Source organism: Yokenella regensburgei (genome assembly GCF_051486985.1).
In the GTDB taxonomy this organism is placed as follows: Bacteria; Pseudomonadota; Gammaproteobacteria; order Enterobacterales; family Enterobacteriaceae; genus CBFFRJ01.
The window spans coordinates 35540-53662 of sequence record NZ_JAHVDV010000026.1; the positions used below are offsets into that span (position 1 = coordinate 35540).

At 51.1% G+C, this 18123-nt stretch carries 16 protein-coding genes and 3 pseudogenes; 10 read left to right on the plus strand and 9 right to left on the minus strand.

From position 1 onward, the window contains the following. The first annotated feature begins 83 nt into the window (after window positions 1–83). The 4 genes and pseudogenes from KXR87_RS17210 to KXR87_RS17225 form a co-directional block, all read left to right on the plus strand. On the plus strand, window positions 84–1154 hold the full coding sequence (locus KXR87_RS17210; RefSeq protein ID WP_437433433.1) for a hypothetical protein: 1071 nt from the start codon (window positions 84–86) through the stop codon (window positions 1152–1154). A gap of 39 nt (window positions 1155–1193) precedes the next feature. After that, window positions 1194–1484 (plus strand): annotated as a pseudogene (locus KXR87_RS17215) (methyl-accepting chemotaxis protein); the annotation flags it as partial. A 459-nt stretch (window positions 1485–1943) separates the two neighbouring features. Continuing rightward, on the plus strand, window positions 1944–2951 hold the full coding sequence (locus tag KXR87_RS17220; RefSeq protein ID WP_437433434.1) for a fimbrial protein: 1008 nt from the start codon (window positions 1944–1946) through the stop codon (window positions 2949–2951). A 250-nt stretch (window positions 2952–3201) separates the two neighbouring features. Next, window positions 3202–3390: pseudogene (locus KXR87_RS17225) on the plus strand (SDR family oxidoreductase); the annotation flags it as partial. Window positions 3391–3393: 3 nt separating this feature from the next. On the opposite strand, the pseudogene KXR87_RS17230 reads toward KXR87_RS17225, so the two are convergent. Then, window positions 3394–3603: pseudogene (locus KXR87_RS17230) on the minus strand (glutathione-disulfide reductase); the annotation flags it as partial. A 543-nt stretch (window positions 3604–4146) separates the two neighbouring features. On the opposite strand from KXR87_RS17230, the gene KXR87_RS17235 reads away from it, so the two are divergent. Beyond that, window positions 4147–4908, plus strand: coding sequence for a fimbrial protein (locus KXR87_RS17235; protein WP_437433435.1), 762 nt, complete (start codon window positions 4147–4149; stop codon window positions 4906–4908). Between the two features lie 89 nt (window positions 4909–4997). On the opposite strand, the gene gorA is transcribed toward KXR87_RS17235, so the two are convergent. The 3 genes from gorA to KXR87_RS17250 form a co-directional block, all read right to left on the minus strand. Beyond that, window positions 4998–6350, minus strand: coding sequence for a glutathione-disulfide reductase (gene gorA, locus KXR87_RS17240; RefSeq protein WP_437433436.1), 1353 nt, complete (start codon window positions 6348–6350; stop codon window positions 4998–5000). 77 nt (window positions 6351–6427) lie between these two features. Then, the gene (locus tag KXR87_RS17245; protein ID WP_437433437.1) at window positions 6428–7270 is read right to left on the minus strand and encodes a 23S rRNA (adenine(2030)-N(6))-methyltransferase RlmJ; all 843 of its coding nucleotides are present in this window, start codon (window positions 7268–7270) and stop codon (window positions 6428–6430) included. Window positions 7271–7510: 240 nt separating this feature from the next. Continuing rightward, window positions 7511–7960: a hypothetical protein gene (locus KXR87_RS17250; protein ID WP_437433438.1), complete on the minus strand. Its 450-nt coding sequence runs from the start codon at window positions 7958–7960 to the stop codon at window positions 7511–7513. 229 nt (window positions 7961–8189) lie between these two features. On the opposite strand from KXR87_RS17250, the gene prlC reads away from it, so the two are divergent. Further along, complete coding sequence (gene prlC / locus KXR87_RS17255; RefSeq protein ID WP_437433439.1) at window positions 8190–10232, plus strand: oligopeptidase A; 2043 nt, start codon at window positions 8190–8192, stop codon at window positions 10230–10232. Window positions 10233–10361: 129 nt separating this feature from the next. Continuing rightward, window positions 10362–11126, plus strand: a complete 765-nt coding sequence (rsmJ, locus tag KXR87_RS17260; RefSeq protein ID WP_437433440.1) for a 16S rRNA (guanine(1516)-N(2))-methyltransferase RsmJ — start codon at window positions 10362–10364, stop codon at window positions 11124–11126. 90 nt (window positions 11127–11216) lie between these two features. Here the strand turns inward: rsmJ and uspA are convergent, their stop codons facing one another. Beyond that, window positions 11217–11654, minus strand: a complete 438-nt coding sequence (gene uspA / locus KXR87_RS17265; protein WP_437433441.1) for a universal stress protein UspA — start codon at window positions 11652–11654, stop codon at window positions 11217–11219. 397 nt (window positions 11655–12051) lie between these two features. On the opposite strand from uspA, the gene uspB reads away from it, so the two are divergent. Next, on the plus strand, window positions 12052–12387 hold the full coding sequence (gene uspB / locus KXR87_RS17270; RefSeq protein ID WP_437433473.1) for a universal stress protein UspB: 336 nt from the start codon (window positions 12052–12054) through the stop codon (window positions 12385–12387). 104 nt (window positions 12388–12491) lie between these two features. On the opposite strand, the gene pitA is transcribed toward uspB, so the two are convergent. After that, complete coding sequence (gene pitA / locus KXR87_RS17275; protein ID WP_437433442.1) at window positions 12492–13994, minus strand: inorganic phosphate transporter PitA; 1503 nt, start codon at window positions 13992–13994, stop codon at window positions 12492–12494. Between the two features lie 228 nt (window positions 13995–14222). Here pitA and KXR87_RS17280 point away from each other — a divergent pair, with 228 nt between their 5' ends. Then, window positions 14223–15422, plus strand: a complete 1200-nt coding sequence (locus KXR87_RS17280) for an NAD(P)/FAD-dependent oxidoreductase (protein ID WP_437433443.1) — start codon at window positions 14223–14225, stop codon at window positions 15420–15422. Here KXR87_RS17280 and KXR87_RS17285 read toward each other — a convergent pair. The 3 genes from KXR87_RS17285 to ycgZ form a co-directional block, all read right to left on the minus strand. Next, window positions 15419–15685: a biofilm development regulator YmgB/AriR family protein gene (locus KXR87_RS17285; protein WP_437433474.1), complete on the minus strand. Its 267-nt coding sequence runs from the start codon at window positions 15683–15685 to the stop codon at window positions 15419–15421. The two genes, KXR87_RS17280 and KXR87_RS17285, sit on opposite strands and share 4 nt — an antisense overlap. Before the next feature lie 50 nt (window positions 15686–15735). After that, window positions 15736–16047, minus strand: coding sequence for a hypothetical protein (locus KXR87_RS17290; protein WP_437433444.1), 312 nt, complete (start codon window positions 16045–16047; stop codon window positions 15736–15738). A gap of 134 nt (window positions 16048–16181) precedes the next feature. Further along, on the minus strand, window positions 16182–16424 hold the full coding sequence (ycgZ, locus tag KXR87_RS17295; RefSeq protein WP_437433445.1) for a regulatory protein YcgZ: 243 nt from the start codon (window positions 16422–16424) through the stop codon (window positions 16182–16184). A 349-nt stretch (window positions 16425–16773) separates the two neighbouring features. Here ycgZ and KXR87_RS17300 point away from each other — a divergent pair, with 349 nt between their 5' ends. Then, a complete protein-coding gene (locus KXR87_RS17300) occupies window positions 16774–17988 on the plus strand; it encodes a diguanylate phosphodiesterase (protein ID WP_437433446.1) in 1215 nt (404 codons plus the stop codon). Window positions 17989–18123 lie beyond the last annotated feature (135 nt).

Here is an 18123-nt window from a genome sequence, read left to right on the forward strand (position 1 = left end):
CGTTGCCGGGACGAAGATGGTGACGTTTTTCCGTGGCAGTGGAATAAACGCAATAATATTTGACGTTTTATTTTGGGGCATTCATGAAAGAAAAAATAGACGGATTAATTAAAGACGGTCTCCTTTATTTTATCGGCAATAAACTCCCGGATGATTTTTATGCTGCGTTCATTGAATGGACAAATATTGCTAATACAACCAATGACCCCAAAGCGCATTATAATATTGCTTATTGCTACAATGTGGGTGAAGGTACACAGCCCGATGTTGAACGCGCGAAACACCACTATATGCTGGCGCTGGAGGGTGGGGTAAAGGCGGCAGGGCTTCGTATTCTGCGGATGCAGCGAAAAGCCACGCTGAAACTGCCTGAAAAACTCCAACTTTTTAATAATCGTAATTTAAGTAGTGAAGAGGCGATGCAGCATGTCGCCAGTCTTAATGCGCTGATTGCGTTGGTCGAAGAGCTTATCAATAAAGGTTGCGATGATCTCAAGTCAGCGGGAGAGCAATTCTTTATTTTGGCAACGCTGCTGGAACTGCATGCGTTGTACAAATCCGGTGATGTTTCTGCTTATAAAGCACTTTGCCAGGCGCGCATTTCACAGGGATATGAGTGGGTGCTGCCGTTATTAAAAATAAGAGAGTGTCGGGTTGAGACCCGAATCGCTTATAGCGCGCAGAAAGATATTGTTGGTCAGGGTGTTACTCGGGGAAACACGGTTCACTATCACAGCGCTAAATACTACCTGGTAAGCTCTTTTGCTAAGTTTATTAATAGCAGCGATACCGAGCTGGTTGTTTTCGATCGGGCCCTGGGCAGGACGGATGTGCCTGCAGGAAAAACCTTCGATTTTCATGATCCGCGCGTCGGCGATAAGGTACATAGCCTGCCGGATACGTTTAATACAGACCGCACCCGCTTTGTAGAGGTTTTCCCCTTCCGTAGGAACCCGCCACCATTAACTGAAACCACCGTGAAAGAGTTGCAGTGTGGTTTTGACCTGCCGGAAAAAGCGACCATGGTGGTGACTGAACTTCCTGTAAGCAGTGGTGGTGGCGGAGGCGCATTGGGCAAAATCGTTCTGCTGGTAATCGTCGCCGTCGTGTTGTTTGTTGCCTGGCAGATCATGTCATCTCCAGGCTACCGATAAAGGGTTTAATGCGCTGACCGCCCACGTTTCGCCATCCCGGAAGAGTCCGTCAGCAGCATTGAGCAGGGCAGCGGCCTGGTGCGCCAGGCCGGCACCAATATGGATAGGTTGATGGAGAAAGTGGAAAGCGTCAATGTGCTGATTTCAGAGATCAGTTCTTCTAGCGACGAACAGAGCCGTGGCATTGCGCAAATCAACATCGCCGTTAACCAGCTCGACAGCACAACGCAGCAGAACGCCGCGCTGGTAGAACAGGTGGCCGCCGCCGCCCAGTCGATGGAAGAACAGACGGTACAGCTTGAAAACGTAGTGGGCAGTTTTAAGCTTTGACCATAAACGATAGCCGACCCGGTCGGGTCGGCTATCTCTTTTACAGGCAAACATTGAGCCTGTTTTTTCAACTGCAAATCGTCTTTAATTGTTTTCCAGCTACTGGTCGGAATAACTAACCTGTTTCTCAGAGATTATCCGCTGAATAAAAGTCTGAAAACGGACTGCATAATTAATTTGCTCGCCATATAAATGAATCTTCATTGAATCATTATCTCTGCTTATTTTCCAGGCCATTCTTTCTATTCATTGTTCCTGTTACGGTAAGACGTATGCACTTTTCTGATTTTTTTATTTAATTATTACATGATGTTGATTTTATAGTTTTGATGATTAATCATGACCCGCATTTTTACTTCCTCAGCGGAACCATAGGGTAGTGCCAGTTAACAGTAACGTTTTAACTATCCCGGGCTTTATTATCGTATTGCGGCTATTCAAACAGAATAAGGGATTTTGATGAAAAAATGGAATTGGAAGTATCTCTCTGACTATCAGGATAAAAAATCTCTCCTGATTCTGTTTTTGATAACAGCCAGCGCCGTGTTTTTCCCGGCTACAGCTGAGGCTTTCTTTTTTGGAACTTCGTATAATGGTTATCTCACCATAAACGCCGATGATAACATTGAAAAACTTGGCAATGTTACGTCCAGTAATGTGAGTTCAGAGGCTAAGGTCTGGGCTGAAGGATGGCCGGACACAAACAGTCGAGACAGAGTAATCATTACTGATGTGTCTGTAAATTCAGAGTTTACCAATAAAGGATTTACAGTAGAGATGAAAATTGGTTCGGGATCCTGGGGCAGTGCCTCCTCACGTATCTACTCTTGCGTTTGGCCAGACAGGTACTGTTCGGTCTATGGGTCTCCCCATGTACAAAAATCCTATACCGAAGGTATTTCGGTAAGGCTTAAACGTAATAGTATGACATCCTATACACCCATCAGGGCGGGTACAAACATTGCCATCGTATGGCTTGCTCAGTATTCAAACTCAGGGGTTTCTACAGCTAAAGTCTATCTTTATACACAAAGCAACGCTATCACGGTGGTCAATCCGACATGTGATGTTACGGGATACGATGAACTTGTTACCTTGCCCTCCGTTATGCGTAGCGATATTCAAAGCCAGGGGCCGGGTCGTTACAGCGCGGCACAGAAAGATTTCAGTATTAAATTGCAATGTACGGATAAACCCAAAGTGAGCATTAAATTCAAAGGGGATCCAATGTCAGGCGTTGCGACCAATGACGTACTGACTAATAGTGACACTGCAAACAATAATATTGGTATACAGATGGTTTATAATAATAATGCCGTTAAAGTAGATGAAACAATTATGCAGGTTTCAAGCGCCGCCGCCGCCAGTGAAGAACTTAAATTTAAGGCTTATTACTATTATAAAGGTGGCGAAATAAAAACGGGTCCCGTTCGCTCGCAGGCAGAGTTCTTAGTGTCATATAACTGACTATGCCATTGATGTTGTGATTTCGTCTTTTAGGGCACGATTAATGTTCTCTGTCGTTCTTCTTAATGAACGGCAGAGAAGCAAGGTACAAAAGGCGAAGGCGGTGATCATCAGCATCACATGTTCACTCTCTCCCTCAAGGCGTGAGCAATCCCGGTAATTTTACGTTTCACAGCGATAATAGCGTGCAATGAGAATAAAACCGTTGCCGCGATGACAGGGGCCGGCTGAATTTGACGAAGCGTATCGTCGTGCGCACTGGGGCGATATCGCTATTCTGGTCAATAACTCCGATGGCCCGCCGCCTGCGACTGCGCAGGGAACGGACGCCGCTGTCTGGCAACAGTAGTTTTCCGTGATGGTCGCTTCGCTGATTCAGCGCACCGATGAGCTGCTGCCCGCCATGCGCCGCCGTGGCTGGCGGCGCCTTATTACCACCTGCTTACCGCATCGTTACAAACTCTTCTGCCGCCGTCGGGTGAATCGCCACGGTGTTATCAAAGTCTTTCTTGGTGGCACCCATTTTCAGGGCGACCGCGAAGCCTTGCAGCATTTCATCCATCCCAAAACCAATGCCGTGAATACCGACAATTTTCTCTTCCGGGCCGACGCAGACTAACTTCATGCGGCACGGCTGACGGCGAGAGGTGACGGTATAATGTCAGGAGCGATCGGCAATGAGGCGTAGAATGTCTAAGGGGAGGTTAAATTAGCATTATGGTAATAAAATATTCAGGAGGCCTTAAAATATAACCGGTATTATCAATGTAAGTGCTATTTTTGTTAGTGTTTTCCATTATAAAATCTTACAAAATAGTGGATGCTGGATAATTTGATTCTATTTAAGATGAAATATTTATTTGCATTCAAGTTTTCATTTCTTTTTGCCACATTTGCCATGATTAATTTATATTCTTGATACAGCCGCGTTCCTACACTTACTTCATGAAGTTTCTGTCAATATTCATAGGAGGGGTGGTCAATGAGAAAAAGGAATGTAATCGGTTTTCTGCTGGCAATTGCCTGGTGCGCTCTTCTGTTTCCCTGCGCTGCATGGAGTTTTAGTTGTTCAACCCAAACAGTTGATGTGCCGGTTCCTGCATCAACCTTTACCACCAAAAGCACAATCTTTACTCTCCCCGACGGAGTTATTCAGAATTGTAATGGTTCAGTAAATGGATCATGGCAGGATGCCATGCGGGTAAGATCGGTACGTTACCACAGCGGCCTGAGCGGTTTTACCCGTACCTTACAGGTGGCTGGCGGTAACAGCTCGGTGAGTACAGGTGCCACGGCCGTGGCGTCGGCGGAAACCATCAGCTCCAGTAATCTGTGCGTCTGGCCGGATATAAACTGTTCGACAACATCTTACAGTGGCATGAAAGATACATTGGGGATATCCGTCAAACTGGCGGGTACGGCGGTGACCCTGGCCAGTGGCACCGTACTGGCGACGGTGATACTGGAGCGCCGTTCTGGGGTATCAGGAGGGTTTGATCGAGAAACCTATACCATCACCTTTACGCTACAGGATAAAGTCGAGCCGCCCGTTTATACCTGTACCATCAGTGATTACGATGCGACCATCACATTACCTTCAGTATCACTTAACGATCTCGTAAATAACGGGGTAGGGAAATATGCTGCTATTTCAAAACCCCTTAATCTGAATCTGCAATGTAATGATAATACTGACGTCGCTATAACCTTTAATGCGACGGTATTAAGTGGCACAGATAATGCCATCAAAAATCTTATGGCAGGCAATGATAACGTTGGCTTTCAGCTTTTTTACGGTGGTAATCCGGTTAAGGTAAATAACGCGCATTTAATAAGGACAGGTGCGTCAGGGGCAACAAATTTGAAATTTGATGTCTACTATTACTATAAAGGTAGTGGGGCTATAACACCCGGAGCAATAAAGTCGAGTGCGGAATTCACTCTGGATTATCAATAATAAAAAGACCAGAACAGGTTCTGGCCTTAGTGGGGGATGCCGACGATTCCCGGAGGTGGTGCTGCTCACCTGTCCGGGCTACTGGGCACTTACCGCATCGTTACAAACTCTTCTGCCGCCGTCGGGTGAATCGCCACGGTGTTATCAAAGTCTTTCTTGGTAGCACCCATTTTCAGGGCGACCGCGAAGCCTTGCAGCATTTCATCCATCCCAAAACCAATGCCGTGAATACCGACAATTTTCTCTTCCGGGCCGACGCAGACTAACTTCATGCGGCACGGCTGACGGCGAGAGGTCACCGCGGTATACATCGCCGTGAAGGACGATTTGTAGACTTTAACTGACTCATCGCCGTACTGTTCACGGGCCTGCGGCTCGGTCAGACCCACGGTGCCAATAGGCGGATGGGAAAAGACCACCGTCGGGATGTTATCGTAATCCAGGTGCTCATCAGGTTTGTTGTTAAACAGACGCTCAGAGAGACGGCGGCCTGCGGCCACGGCAACGGGCGTCAGCTCGACGGCACCGGTGTTATCACCCACCGCATAAATACCAGCAACTGACGTATTCTGGAACTTATCGACGACAATGTAGCCCTTTTCATCGGTTTTCACCCCGGTCACTTTCAGATTGAAAGTGTCGTTGGCGGGCTCACGACCAATGGCCCAAATCAGGCAGTCCACGGTCTGCGAACGACCATCTTCCAGTTCCAGCGTCAGGCTGCCGTCGGCATTTTTAATCACCGCTTTCGGAACCGCTTCTTTGTGCAGTGTCGGGCCTTCGGCATCCATAACTTCCACCAGGGTTTCGCTGAGCATCGGGTCGAAACTACGCAGCGGCGAATGCTTGCGCACGTACAGGTGCGTTTCTGCGCCCAGTCCGTTAATTACGCCTGCCAGTTCAACGGCGATATAACCTGCGCCCACTACCGCGACACGCTCAGGCAGGGCGGGTAATTCGAAGAAACCATCGGAGTCGATACCGTATTCTGCCCCCGGAATGCGCGGATGGCTCGGCCGTCCGCCGGTGGCGATCAGGATATGGTCGGCAGTGATCGTCTCACCGTTCACTTCGACCGTCTTCGCATCGACAAAACGGGCGAAGCCTCTGATCACGTCAACGTTGTTTTTGCCCAATACGTTGTCATACGACGTATGGATGCGGTCAATGTAGGCGGTACGGCTGGCAACCAGTTTTGCCCAGTCGAACTGGTTAATGGTGGTATCGAAACCGTAATCAGGGCCGTACAGGTGGATAGCTTCACGAATTTGTGCCGCATGCCACATCACTTTTTTCGGCACACAACCCACGTTCACGCAGGTACCGCCAAGCTCTTTGGCTTCGATCAGCGCGCATTTCTGGCCATACATCGCCGCGCGGTTGATGGAGGCGATCCCGCCGCTGCCGCCGCCGATGGCGATATAGTCGTAGTGTTTGCTCATATTCCTTAATCCTGAACGAGGTTGAAAAGTGTCGAGATTGTAGCGCGCAGCCCAGAAGGTTCCCTCAATCGCTGTGATTACTCGGGTACTATCCAGTTTACGAGAGTATGCCCGGTTCCGCCTGGCACCAGTGTACGGTGCAGCCACGGCAGTACATTATTCATCTGTGCTTCTAACTTCCACGGCGGGTTAATGACAATCATGCCGGAGGCGGTCATGCCGCGCTGGTCGCTATCCGGGCGCACCGCCAGTTCAATTTGCAGGATTTTGCGAATGCCGGTGGCTTCAAGCTCTTTAATCATGCGCTTGATCTGCGCACGTAGCACAACCGGATACCACAGAGCATAGGTGCCGGTAGCAAAGCGTTTGTAGCCTTCATGAATGCCAGCGACTACCGCCTGGTAATCGGATTTCATCTCATAGGGCGGGTCAATCAATACCATACCGCGACGGGAGACGGGCGGCAGTTTGGATTTCAGCTGCTGATAGCCATCGGCGCGTTCTACGCGTGCGCGCTCATCTTTCTGAAACTCCTGGCGCAGCAGCGGGAAGTCGCTCGGGTGCAGCTCGGTGAGGAAAAGGCTGTCCTGCTCACGCAGTAGCTGGCGGGCAATCAGCGGCGAGCCAGGGTAGTAACGCAGGGTTTCGTTACGGTTGAAATGGCGCAGTACGTTCATGTACGGCTCCAGCTCAGCAGGCACATCATCCTGCTGCCAGATACGCGCAATCCCTTCCAGATACTCGCCGGTACGCTCGGCATGCTCGCCAGATAACTGATAACGCCCCGCGCCCGCATGGGTATCCAGATAGATAAAGGGTTTATCTTTTTCTTTGAGCGATTCGATGATCAGGCTCTGAACGGTGTGTTTTAAGACGTCGGCGTGGTTGCCAGCGTGAAAGCTGTGGCGATAACTGAGCATGGAGGCAGAGATTCCAGAAAATGAACGTGATTGCGCACAGTTTACCGTAGATTGGGTTGAAATGCCGTTGTCCGATGCGCTTGTTTCAATTTACTGATGGCGGGCGACACCATTGACCAGATGCCAGACGACGGGGGCAAAGACGATCCGTACCCTGACAGGATGAAAACCGCGCCGCCGTGTGGTTACCCACTTTTAAGAAAACGCCACCGCCCGCACACTCTGGCAGCGTCTTACTGTTCAGAGCGTAAAAATATTTAGTGCCCGCACGCTGGCTTCGGGGTTGGCGCGCTTTACCGCCTCCAGAAAGTCGGCGAAATCGGTGTTAAACAGGGTGTAATTGTGGCGAAAACGTACCTGTTTCGTCTGGCCTTCGTTGGTGTAAGTGACTTTCCAGAATGAGCGGTTATTTACTTCGATGCTTTCACGTTCGACTTTAATTATTGCGCTCAATGGCACCGATTTTTTCACATCCACCTGAATTTCATAAAAATTCTCTTCATCGAAATAATACGTTGTTGGTAACAACTGCCCACCTTTACCGGGGCGGAAGGTTTTGGTGGGGATAGATATTTTTCGTAAGCCGTTATCCGCTGTGGCGCCCTTTTTACGACGTCGCCACTTCGGGAAAGTGAGTGCCAGCCCAATCAGCGCCAGCAGCGGCAATATCGTCAGAATGAAATTCAACATGTGTTCTCCTTGTCGTTGTTATGACGAGTATACGCATTGATGAAAAATTTATGACCCTGATTCCTTAGTAAGAATCAGAGAGCAGGGCGATGCGGCGATTGCAGCAATCAGCCGTTGCGCGCAACGCCTGCCATTGAAATCCTCTACACTTAGCCCCATGCTACAACGTTATGCAGAGCGCCGGATTGTGCGCTTCATTCACTTTCTCAAACAGGACAGGACTGCGCATATGACCAATCCATTGTTGACGCCTTTCGATTTACCGCCATTTTCAAAAATCCTGCCTGAGCATGTCGTGCCTGCCGTTACGAAGGCACTGGATGATTGCCGTACGGCGGTGGAAAGCGTGGTCGCACAAAGCGGACCTTTTACCTGGGACAACCTTTGCCAGCCGCTGGCCGAAGCTGACGATCGCCTGGGCCGTCTTTTCTCTCCGGTCAGTCACCTGAATTCGGTACAAAACAGCCCGGAACTGCGTGAAGCTTACGAACAAACCCTGCCACTGCTCTCTGAGTACAGTACCTGGGTCGGGCAGAATGAAGCGCTGTATAACGCGTATCGTGACCTGCGTGACGGCGATCACTACGCCACGCTGAATACCGCGCAGAAAAAATCTGTCGATAATGCCCTGCGTGATTTTGAGCTGTCCGGTATTGGTCTGGATAAAGAGAAACAAAAACGCTACGGCGAAATTGCGGCGCGCCTGTCTGAGCTGGGCAATCAGTACAGCAACAACGTGCTGGATGCCACCATGGGCTGGAGCAAACTGATTACCGATGAAGCCGAGCTGTCCGGTATGCCGGAAAGCGCGCTGGCCGCTGCGAAAGCGCAGGCTGAAGCCAAAGAGCAGCAGGGGTATCTGCTGACACTGGACATCCCAAGTTACCTGCCGGTGTTGACCTACTGCGACAATCAGTCGCTGCGTGAAGAGATGTATCGTGCCTACAGCACCCGCGCTTCTGACCAGGGCCCTAATGCGGGCAAATGGGACAACAGTCCGGTAATGGAAGAGATCCTCGCCCTGCGCCACGAGCTGGCGCAGCTTCTCGGCTTTGAAAGCTACGCCTTCAAATCACTGGCGACCAAAATGGCGGAGAATCCGTCTCAGGTGCTCGATTTCCTTAACGATCTGGCAAAGCGTGCGCGTCCACAGGGGCAGCGCGAACTGGCGCAGCTTCGTGCCTTCGCAAAAAGCGAGTTCGGTGTCGACGACCTGCAGCCGTGGGATATTGCGTACTACAGCGAAAAGCAAAAACAGCATCTGTACAGCATCAGCGATGAACAACTGCGCCCCTATTTCCCCGAGAATAAAGCCGTGAGCGGCCTGTTCGAAGTCGTAAAACGTATTTACGGCATCACGGCGAAAGAGCGTACCGATGTCGACGTCTGGCATCCGGACGTGCGTTTCTTTGAACTGTACGATGAGAGTAACGAACTGCGCGGCAGCTTCTATCTCGACCTTTATGCGCGCGAGCATAAACGCGGCGGCGCGTGGATGGACGACTGTGTGGGGCAGATGCGCCTGGCGGACGGTTCGCTGCAAAAGCCTGTCGCTTATCTCACCTGTAACTTCAACCGCCCGGTTAACGGCAAGCCAGCGCTCTTTACGCACGATGAAGTGATCACGCTGTTCCATGAGTTTGGTCACGGCCTGCACCATATGCTGACCCGCATCGAAACCCCGGGGGTGGCCGGTATCAGCGGTGTGCCGTGGGATGCCGTTGAGTTGCCGAGCCAGTTTATGGAGAACTGGTGCTGGGAGCCGGACGCGCTGGCGTTTATCTCCGGTCATTATGAGACGGGTGAGCCGCTGCCGAAGGCGTTGCTCGATAAAATGCTGGAAGCGAAAAACTACCAGGCGGCGCTGTTTATCCTTCGTCAGCTGGAGTTCGGCCTGTTCGACTTCCGTCTGCATGCGGAATTCAACCCGCAGCAGGGTGCGAAAATCCTCGATACGCTGTTTGAGATCAAAAAGCAGGTTTCCGTGATGCAAAGCCCCTCCTGGGGTCGCTTCCCGCATGCGTTCAGCCACATTTTTGCTGGCGGTTACGCGGCAGGTTACTACAGCTACCTGTGGGCTGACGTGCTGGCGGCGGATGCCTACTCGCGCTTTGAAGAAGAGGGGATTTTCAATCGCGAAACCGGTCAGTCCTTCCTCGATAACATCCTGACCCGTGGCGGTTCGGAAGAGCCGATGGAGCTGTTCAAACGCTTCCGTGGGCGTGAACCGCAGCTGGATGCGATGCTGGAGCACTACGGGATTGAGGGCTGATACCTCTACTCCTTCAGACGGCCTCAGCGGCAACTGTACTCGCCAACCCGGGTCACGTACTCTTGTACGCTCCCGGGGATGTGCTCCCCTGTTGTCTTGATGCAACTTGAATGATTTGGGTACTGCGTAGTGAAGATCTGCTTACTTGATGAAACAGGCGCCAGCGATGGCGCCTTATCTGTTCTTGCGTCCCGCTGGGGGCTGGAACATGACGACGCGAACCTGATGGCGCTCGTACTCACGTCCTCCCGTCTTGAACTGCGTAAACGCGATGAGCCAAAACTTGGCGGTATTTATGTGGATTTTGTCGACGGGGCGATGGCGCATCGGCGCAAATTTGGCGGGGGGCGCGGTGAGGCGGTCGCCAAAGCAGTAGGCGTCAAGGGCAGCTATCTGCCGGACGTGGTGGACGCCACGGCAGGACTGGGGCGTGATGCCTTTGTGCTGGCTTCGGTAGGCTGTCGTGTGCGGATGGTAGAGCGTAATCCGGTGGTCGCCGCGCTGCTGGATGATGGCCTGGCGCGCGGCTATGCCGACCCGGAAATTGGTGGCTGGTTGCAGGAGCGGTTGCAGCTGATTCATGCCTCGAGCCTGACCGGGCTTACGGCTATTTCGCCCCGCCCGCAGGTGGTCTACCTCGATCCGATGTTCCCGCATAAGCAGAAAAGCGCGCTGGTGAAAAAGGAGATGCGTGTGTTTCAGTCGCTGGTAGGGCCGGATATCGACGCCGATGGGCTGCTGGCTCCTGCTCGCCTGCTTGCCACCCGGCGGGTGGTGGTGAAGCGACCAGACTATGCGCCGCCGCTGGCCGACGTGGCGACGACCAATGCCGTGACCACCAAAGGCCACCGGTTTGATATTTACGCCGGTACGCCGGAAGAACAGACGGACTGACCCTCTTTTGCCCGAAGGGCAGGTCTTCAGCATAAAAAGCAAAAAAACGCCCGCATCAGCGGGCGTTGTCATCGTGGTGTGCTTGTCTGATTACTCTTCTTCGTCGTCCTTCAGCGGTACGATCAGCATATCGACGTGAACCGTGTTAATCAGCTGGCGAGCCGAAGACATCAGTTTGCTCCAGAAATCCTGATGATGGCCGCAGACCACCAGATCCATATCGTATTTTTTGATGGCATCGACCAGTACCTGGCCCAGATCACCGCTGCCGCTCAGGGTTTCGGTAATAGGATAACCTGCATTAACAGAGAGTTCGGTCAGGGCATGATGCGTTTCATCAGAAATTCGCTTTTGCATATCGCCGAGGTTAACGTCGATAAGGCCAGTGTAGAGATCGGAATAGTTAACATCGACATGAATCAGGGACACTTTCGCGTTGTAAGGGCGCGCCATAGAAACGGCTTTCTCAACCAGCAATTTGCTTTCAGGTGAGAGGTCTACCGCGATGAGTATGTGTTTGTAAGCCATAATGTTACTCCTTCCATAAGTTTTCGATGACCACAGGGATTATCCCCATGATGCAGTAGCACTTCCCAGGTCCTGCCTTCCAGTTGCGCGGGTAGCGCCCGGCCTTAAGGATCTCATTGTAGAGGATATTTCTACCTTATAACTCTCTTCAGGAAGCGTCAATCCACCGCGATCACGAATCACTTAATGCCTGTTTGTTAACAAAATGAATAGAACGCTTAACGATGTGGCAAAAAAATAGACTGATCTCCTACACTATTTAAAGAGCCGTTCGGATAGAAGTTTGTGATCCCGATCGGTTATTGGTAACACTCTTTACTGAATGACTTGGGTGATATCTGGGAGCGGTAGTCCCGGAGCAGGTTTCCGTGGGCGGGTCGCCGGGGGAGTAGAGATGATGATCAGCACCGTCGCGCTGTTTTGGGCTTTATGCATCGTTTGTGTTGTTAACATGGCACGCTACTTTTCGTCGTTACGTGCTTTGCTAGTGGTACTGCGTGGTTGTGACCCATTGCTTTATCAATATGTGGATGGCGGAGGCTTTTTTACCTCCCACGGGCAACCTGGTAAGCAGATGCGTTTGGTGTGGTATATCTACGCTCAACGTTATCGCGATCATCATGATGATGAGTTTATTCGCCGTTGTGAGCGAGTCCGCGGGCAATTTATCTTAACCAGTGCGCTGTGCGGTTTGATCGTCGTGAGCTTAATCGCGCTGATGATCTGGCACTGAGCATAAAAAAACGGGCCAGCATGCTGACCCGTTCTTTCCGTCATTCTCCACGTTGCATGTACATTACCGCCTGCCTGCAACGCGAATTATATAGGCTGGTGTTTTTAAATGAGCTTCAGCGCTATCCAGTATAAACCGCCCGAAAGCAGGATGGACGCCGGCAGAGTAAATACCCACGCCATCAGAATGCTGGTGACGGTTTTACGTTGCAGGCCGCCGCCATCCACAATCATCGTCCCCGCAACGGAGGAGGAGAGTACGTGGGTGGTGGAGACAGGCATCCCCGTATAACTTGCCAGACCGATGGAGACGGCTGCCGTCATCTGTGCTGACATGCCTTGCGCATAGGTCATGCCCTTCTTACCGATTTTCTCACCGATGGTGGTCGCCACACGACGCCAGCCAATCATGGTGCCCAGGCCTAACGCCAGTGCCACGGCCATGATAATCCAGATAGGGGCATATTCGATGGTGCTCAGCATATCGCCTTTCAGTTTCTTAAGCAGACGCTGATCGTCAGTATTGACCTCAGGCAGTTTAGTCACTTTATCGGTGATATCGGACAGGCAAAGCATAATGCGGCGCAGCTGGCTACGCTGCTCAATCGGCAGTTTGTCGTAACTTTCGATACCGGTCAGCATCGCTTTTGCGCTGTCGAGCGCGACGATAGCGCGGTCAGGATGGCAATGGAATTCTGACGGATTAGCGACAGTATTCGTTGGTGCCGGAACCGGGGCCATAGGGTCAACGCCCGTCACTTTCTGCAGCAGTTCAGGGTGCTGCTGGAAGTAAGTTTCCACGTTGTTGACCGCATCGCGGGTACGGGTGATGTCGTAACCGGTCGCATTCATATTGACCACGAAGCCCGCGGGTGCGACGCCAATCAGTACCAGCATGATGAGACCAATACCTTTCTGACCGTCATTAGCGCCGTGCGAGAAGCTCACGCCGATAGCTGAGAGGATCAGGGCAATACGCGTCCAGAACGGGGGCTTTCTTTTGCCGTCCTGTTTTTCACGCTCAGCTGGGGTAAGGTGAATGCGATTACGCTTTTTACTACCACCCCAGAAGCGGCGCAGGAGATAGACCAGGCCACCGGCGAACACCAGCCCAACGACAGGAGAGATAATAAGGGAGCCAAAGATGTTGAGCACTTTTGGAATATTAAGCGCATCCACCACTGATGTGCCGGTCATCAGCGCGTTCGTTAAACCAATGCCGATAATCGCGCCAATCAGAGTATGGGAGCTGGAGGCTGGCAGACCAAGATACCAGGTACCCAGGTTCCAGATAATCGCAGCGAGCAACATAGAGAAGACCATGGCGAGGCCATGAGCGGAACTTACGTTGAGCAGTAAGTCGGTTGGTAACATATGCACGATCGCATAGGCGACGCTTAGCCCCCCCAGCAGAACACCGAAGAAGTTAAACACAGCCGCCATTACAACAGCCAACTGCGAGCGCATAGCGCGAGTATAGATAACCGTAGCTACAGCGTTTGCCGTGTCGTGGAAGCCATTGATCGCTTCGTAGAACAGAACAAAAACCAGAGCAAGCAAAAGTAATAACCCGGTATGGAGATCCAGGCCGGCAAATAAATGTAGCATAGACGTTACGCCATCTTGAGGACATGAACGCGGCGCATTATCAGTGACTTTAGGGACATCGGCAAAGTGAAATATGGACTTTTTTTGACATTCTTTATGATTTAACCGTCTGCCATTAAGGTTATTCTTATATTTTTCAAGGGAATGGCTTGCAAGTAGGATATTCGGGCTGGTGCGACCAGCTTGAAAAATTTACAATCCGCGCGACGAAAAAGAGTGAGGTGAAGTGTGGAACGGTTTGATGTCATCGTTATTGGTGCCGGTGCGGCAGGAATGTTTTGTGCCGCTCAGGCAGGGCAAGCGGGCTTACGCGTGCTATTACTGGATAACGGAAAAAAACCTGGCCGTAAAATCCTCATGTCCGGCGGTGGCCGCTGCAACTTTACCAACCTTTATGTCGAACCGGCGGCGTATCTCAGCCAGAACCCTCATTTTTGCAAATCAGCGCTGGCCCGCTACACGCAGTGGGATTTTATCGAACTGGTGGGGAAATATGGCATCGCCTGGCATGAGAAAACCCTCGGCCAGCTCTTTTGCGATGAGTCCGCTCTGCAAATCGTCACTATGCTGGTGGCGGAGTGCGAGAAAGGCAACGTCACCACGCGCCTGCGCAGTGAGGTGTTGAGCGTGTCGCGCGATGAAAGCAGTTATACGCTGCAGCTAAATGGTGAGACGGTGTGTACGTCAAAGCTGGTGATTGCCTCCGGTGGATTGTCGATGCCGGGCCTTGGGGCGTCGCCGTTTGGCTATAAAATCGCTGAGCAGTTTGGGCTGAAAGTATTACCAACGCGGGCAGGGCTCGTTCCCTTTACGCTGCATAAGCCTATGCTTGAGCAGTTTCAGGTGCTTTCGGGGGTGTCAGTTCCCGCCGTTATTACCGCTCAGGACGGCACCCTCTTTAAAGAAAACCTGCTATTCACTCACCGTGGGCTTTCGGGTCCGGCAGTACTGCAAATTTCCAGCTACTGGCAGGCGGGAGAGTTCGTGAGTATAAATCTTCTGCCGGAGTGCGATCTGGAAAGCCTGCTGAACGAACAGCGTCAGGCTCATCCAAATCAAAGTCTGAAAAATACCCTGGCGATTTGCCTGCCGAAAAGAGTGGTGGAGTGTCTGCAACAGTTGGGTCAGGTTCCCGACGTCACTTTGAAACAACTGAACGTTCGCGATCAGCACAGCCTCATCGAAACACTGACAAACTGGCGTGTTCAACCAAACGGTACGGAAGGGTATCGTACTGCGGAAGTCACGCTCGGCGGGGTCGATACCCATGAGCTCTCCTCCCGCACGATGGAGGCGCGTAATGTACCTGGCCTCTATTTCATCGGCGAGGTCGTGGACGTTACTGGCTGGCTTGGCGGTTATAACTTCCAGTGGGCGTGGTCAAGCGCCTGGGCTTGTGCGCAGGCCCTGGTAGACGCGCAGGCTTAGATATCATCCAGCGTGTGGTCGACCACAATCTCCAGCGTTTTGCGGATGATGTCACCGGTGACCACATCTTCCGTGTTCTCCAGGAGATTGATCAGCCGCAGAATAATGGCCTTGTTAGTTATCTGCCCTTCATAGGCAAGGATGCTGCGAATCACGCCGCCGAGAATAGCTGCCTCTTCCGCCAGCACTTCACCCGCATTTTTAAAATAGTCGGTAAGTGCGTTAGCAGGCAGGTTTTCATATTGCTCTGATGGGTCAAACATCGCTTGGCTCATTTTTTCACGCCTTAAATTTATGATTGATGCCGGGTACGTCAGTGTTTTTTACTGCGCCCCTGCCGCTGGCGATCGCCGAATAATGGGTAAACATTATCTCCGCTATCCCCGTTCCACTCATGTTGCTTAACGCCTTCTTCTTCACCAGCAGGAGTAATATGGCTGTGACTAATTTCATCAATCAGACGCGACAGCATCTCCTGGCGTTGGCGCTCTCGCTCGTTGCTTTTCATCGTTTGCAACCGTGCAATGAGGGACAGCGTGTTAATAGGACCGTTATCCTGAAGAAGAGAGAGTACCGCTTCTCCAATCAGTTCATCGGTCAGTTGTTCGTGTTCACTACTTTTCATAACTGCATCTCTGATTGCCGCACCGTTCAGATAATGAAACGCGGCAGTGAGTCAATCCTCCGGTACAGGCGGCAGGCTTATGGAATACCCACCAGAATTAACTCAGTTCACCAGGTGATCGTGCTGCGTTTTGTTTAATCTGGACCAAAGAGCAAGCCAATCAACATCTGATAGTGGCTCTCCTCTTCAGGAGAGGAAGCCTGGTCCAGTCGGCTCAGAAGTTTTGTACAGAGTGATTTTCTGTTCAGATGGCGGCCATCTTTGAGGATCTCCACCACGATTTGCCCAAGCGTCTCTTGCTGAGTCGGCAAGCTTGCCTTGTTGAAGTACTGGGCAATCGCATTCGCTGTATCCGGAAGGTAGCCGTTCTGCTGCATGGGTCACTCCTGTAAAACCAATAATCAGTAAAGGAAGCATCTAAGTTATACAACTATAGGAAATCTGTACAGAAAAGTTGTACAAATATGTCGATCTTTTTGATCAATAAATGCTAATAGTTAATTTTCAAAGAGATAGATGCAAAGAAAGAGGAGAAAATTGCGTTTTCGTTCTACACTGTAAGCTGAAGTAGCCAGAAAGTGATAAGTAAAGCCTCAAGGATTGCAGGGTTTTTTGTCATTTTAACATCAATCAGTTGTATACCCGCCGATGGTCACGATGGTTAAAAGGCCTCCCGCGCATGCCTCTGCTAATGTGGTGATTACAACGCTTTCTCTCGGATCGTTCATGCTTACAACAATCATTTACCGCAGCCATATTTGCGATAATGTCCCGTTTAATGTGCTCGAAGATATGGTTTCCTCTGCCAATAATAAGAACTGGCATGTAGACGTAACGGGTATTTTGCTTTTTAACGGCACGCATTTTTTCCAGTTGCTGGAAGGGCCTGAAGAAAAGGTGTCGACCATCTACGGTCATATTTGCCGGGATAACCGTCATTACAATATTGTTGAGCTGCTGCGAGACTATGCCCCCTCACGTCGGTTCGGTAAGTGTGGTATGGAACTCTTCGATTTGCGCGAATACGATCGGGAAGAAGTGCTGCAGAATGTACTGGATAAAGGCACGTCAAAGTACCAGCTGACCTATGAAGACCGCGCCCTTCAGTTCTTCCGAACCTTTGTTGAAGATCTTGAAAAAGAAAACTATTTTGAGATCCCTCCGGGCGATTCCTGGGATTTTATTCCTGATGAACCTGACGCCGTCCCCACGACTGTCAGCGCCGACCGTGAAGCAGGGTGCCATTTTGCTTTTCAGCCTATCATTGACCCGTTCGCGCGTGAGGTCGTGTCGCTGGAAGCGTTACTTCGTACGCCGGACGGTGACTCGCCCCAGGCCTGGTTTGCCGGACGGCAGGGTGACGATATCTATGAAGCTGATTTGCGAAGCAAGAAAGTGGCATTTGCCATGGCGGCAGCGTTAAACCTGGGCGAGCAGACGCTCTCTGTGAACCTGCTGCCGATGACGCTGGTGAAGGTGCCCGGCGCGGTGAATTTCCTGCTCGAAGAGAGTAAAGCCAATGGTCTGGTGCCGGAGCAGGTGATTGTTGAATTTACCGAAAGCGAAGTTATCTCCCGCCTCGATGAGTTCACCGAGGGCGTTAAGCTGCTTAAAGGCGCTGGCTTCAGGGTAGCTATCGACCATTTTGGTGCTGGTTTCGCCGGACTGCTGCTGCTGTCCCAGTTTCAGCCTGAGCGCATCAAAATTAATCGCGATCTCATCAAAGATGTACATAAGAGTGGTCCTCGCCAGGCAATTGTACAAGCCATCATCAAATGTTGTATCTCCCTTGAGATCATGGTTTCAGCAGTGGGGGTAGAACAGGCGGAAGAGTGGATGTGGCTCGAGTCAGCGGGCATATCTCAGTTCCAGGGATATCTCTTCGCAAGCCCGCTGCTGGGCGGGATCCCGGAGGTTTCATGGCCAGAAAAAAAGGTCTGAATCTGACGTTTTTCTCCTATCTACTCTCCTGAATTAATCCATACTACCAGGATTCCCGTTTCTGGTGGTATGGAGTTCCTTTCCTCCCCATGCTGAAAATTGTGGTTCTGATTTCTATAGAATTCGGGTTATGCT

Coding starts and splice junctions, on each gene's coding strand:
- KXR87_RS17210 (WP_437433433.1), top strand. CDS start 84: ATGAAAGAAAAAATAGACGGATTAATTAAAGACGGTCTCCTTTATTTT.
- KXR87_RS17220 (WP_437433434.1), top strand. CDS start 1,944: ATGAAAAAATGGAATTGGAAGTATCTCTCTGACTATCAGGATAAAAAA.
- KXR87_RS17235 (WP_437433435.1), top strand. CDS start 4,147: ATGCGGGTAAGATCGGTACGTTACCACAGCGGCCTGAGCGGTTTTACC.
- gorA (WP_437433436.1), bottom strand. CDS start 6,350: ATGAGCAAACACTACGACTATATCGCCATCGGCGGCGGCAGCGGCGGG.
- KXR87_RS17245 (WP_437433437.1), bottom strand. CDS start 7,270: ATGCTCAGTTATCGCCACAGCTTTCACGCTGGCAACCACGCCGACGTC.
- KXR87_RS17250 (WP_437433438.1), bottom strand. CDS start 7,960: ATGTTGAATTTCATTCTGACGATATTGCCGCTGCTGGCGCTGATTGGG.
- prlC (WP_437433439.1), top strand. CDS start 8,190: ATGACCAATCCATTGTTGACGCCTTTCGATTTACCGCCATTTTCAAAA.
- uspA (WP_437433441.1), bottom strand. CDS start 11,654: ATGGCTTACAAACACATACTCATCGCGGTAGACCTCTCACCTGAAAGC.
- uspB (WP_437433473.1), top strand. CDS start 12,052: ATGATCAGCACCGTCGCGCTGTTTTGGGCTTTATGCATCGTTTGTGTT.
- pitA (WP_437433442.1), bottom strand. CDS start 13,994: ATGCTACATTTATTTGCCGGCCTGGATCTCCATACCGGGTTATTACTT.
- KXR87_RS17285 (WP_437433474.1), bottom strand. CDS start 15,685: ATGTTTGACCCATCAGAGCAATATGAAAACCTGCCTGCTAACGCACTT.
- KXR87_RS17290 (WP_437433444.1), bottom strand. CDS start 16,047: ATGAAAAGTAGTGAACACGAACAACTGACCGATGAACTGATTGGAGAA.
- ycgZ (WP_437433445.1), bottom strand. CDS start 16,424: ATGCAGCAGAACGGCTACCTTCCGGATACAGCGAATGCGATTGCCCAG.
- KXR87_RS17300 (WP_437433446.1), top strand. CDS start 16,774: ATGCTTACAACAATCATTTACCGCAGCCATATTTGCGATAATGTCCCG.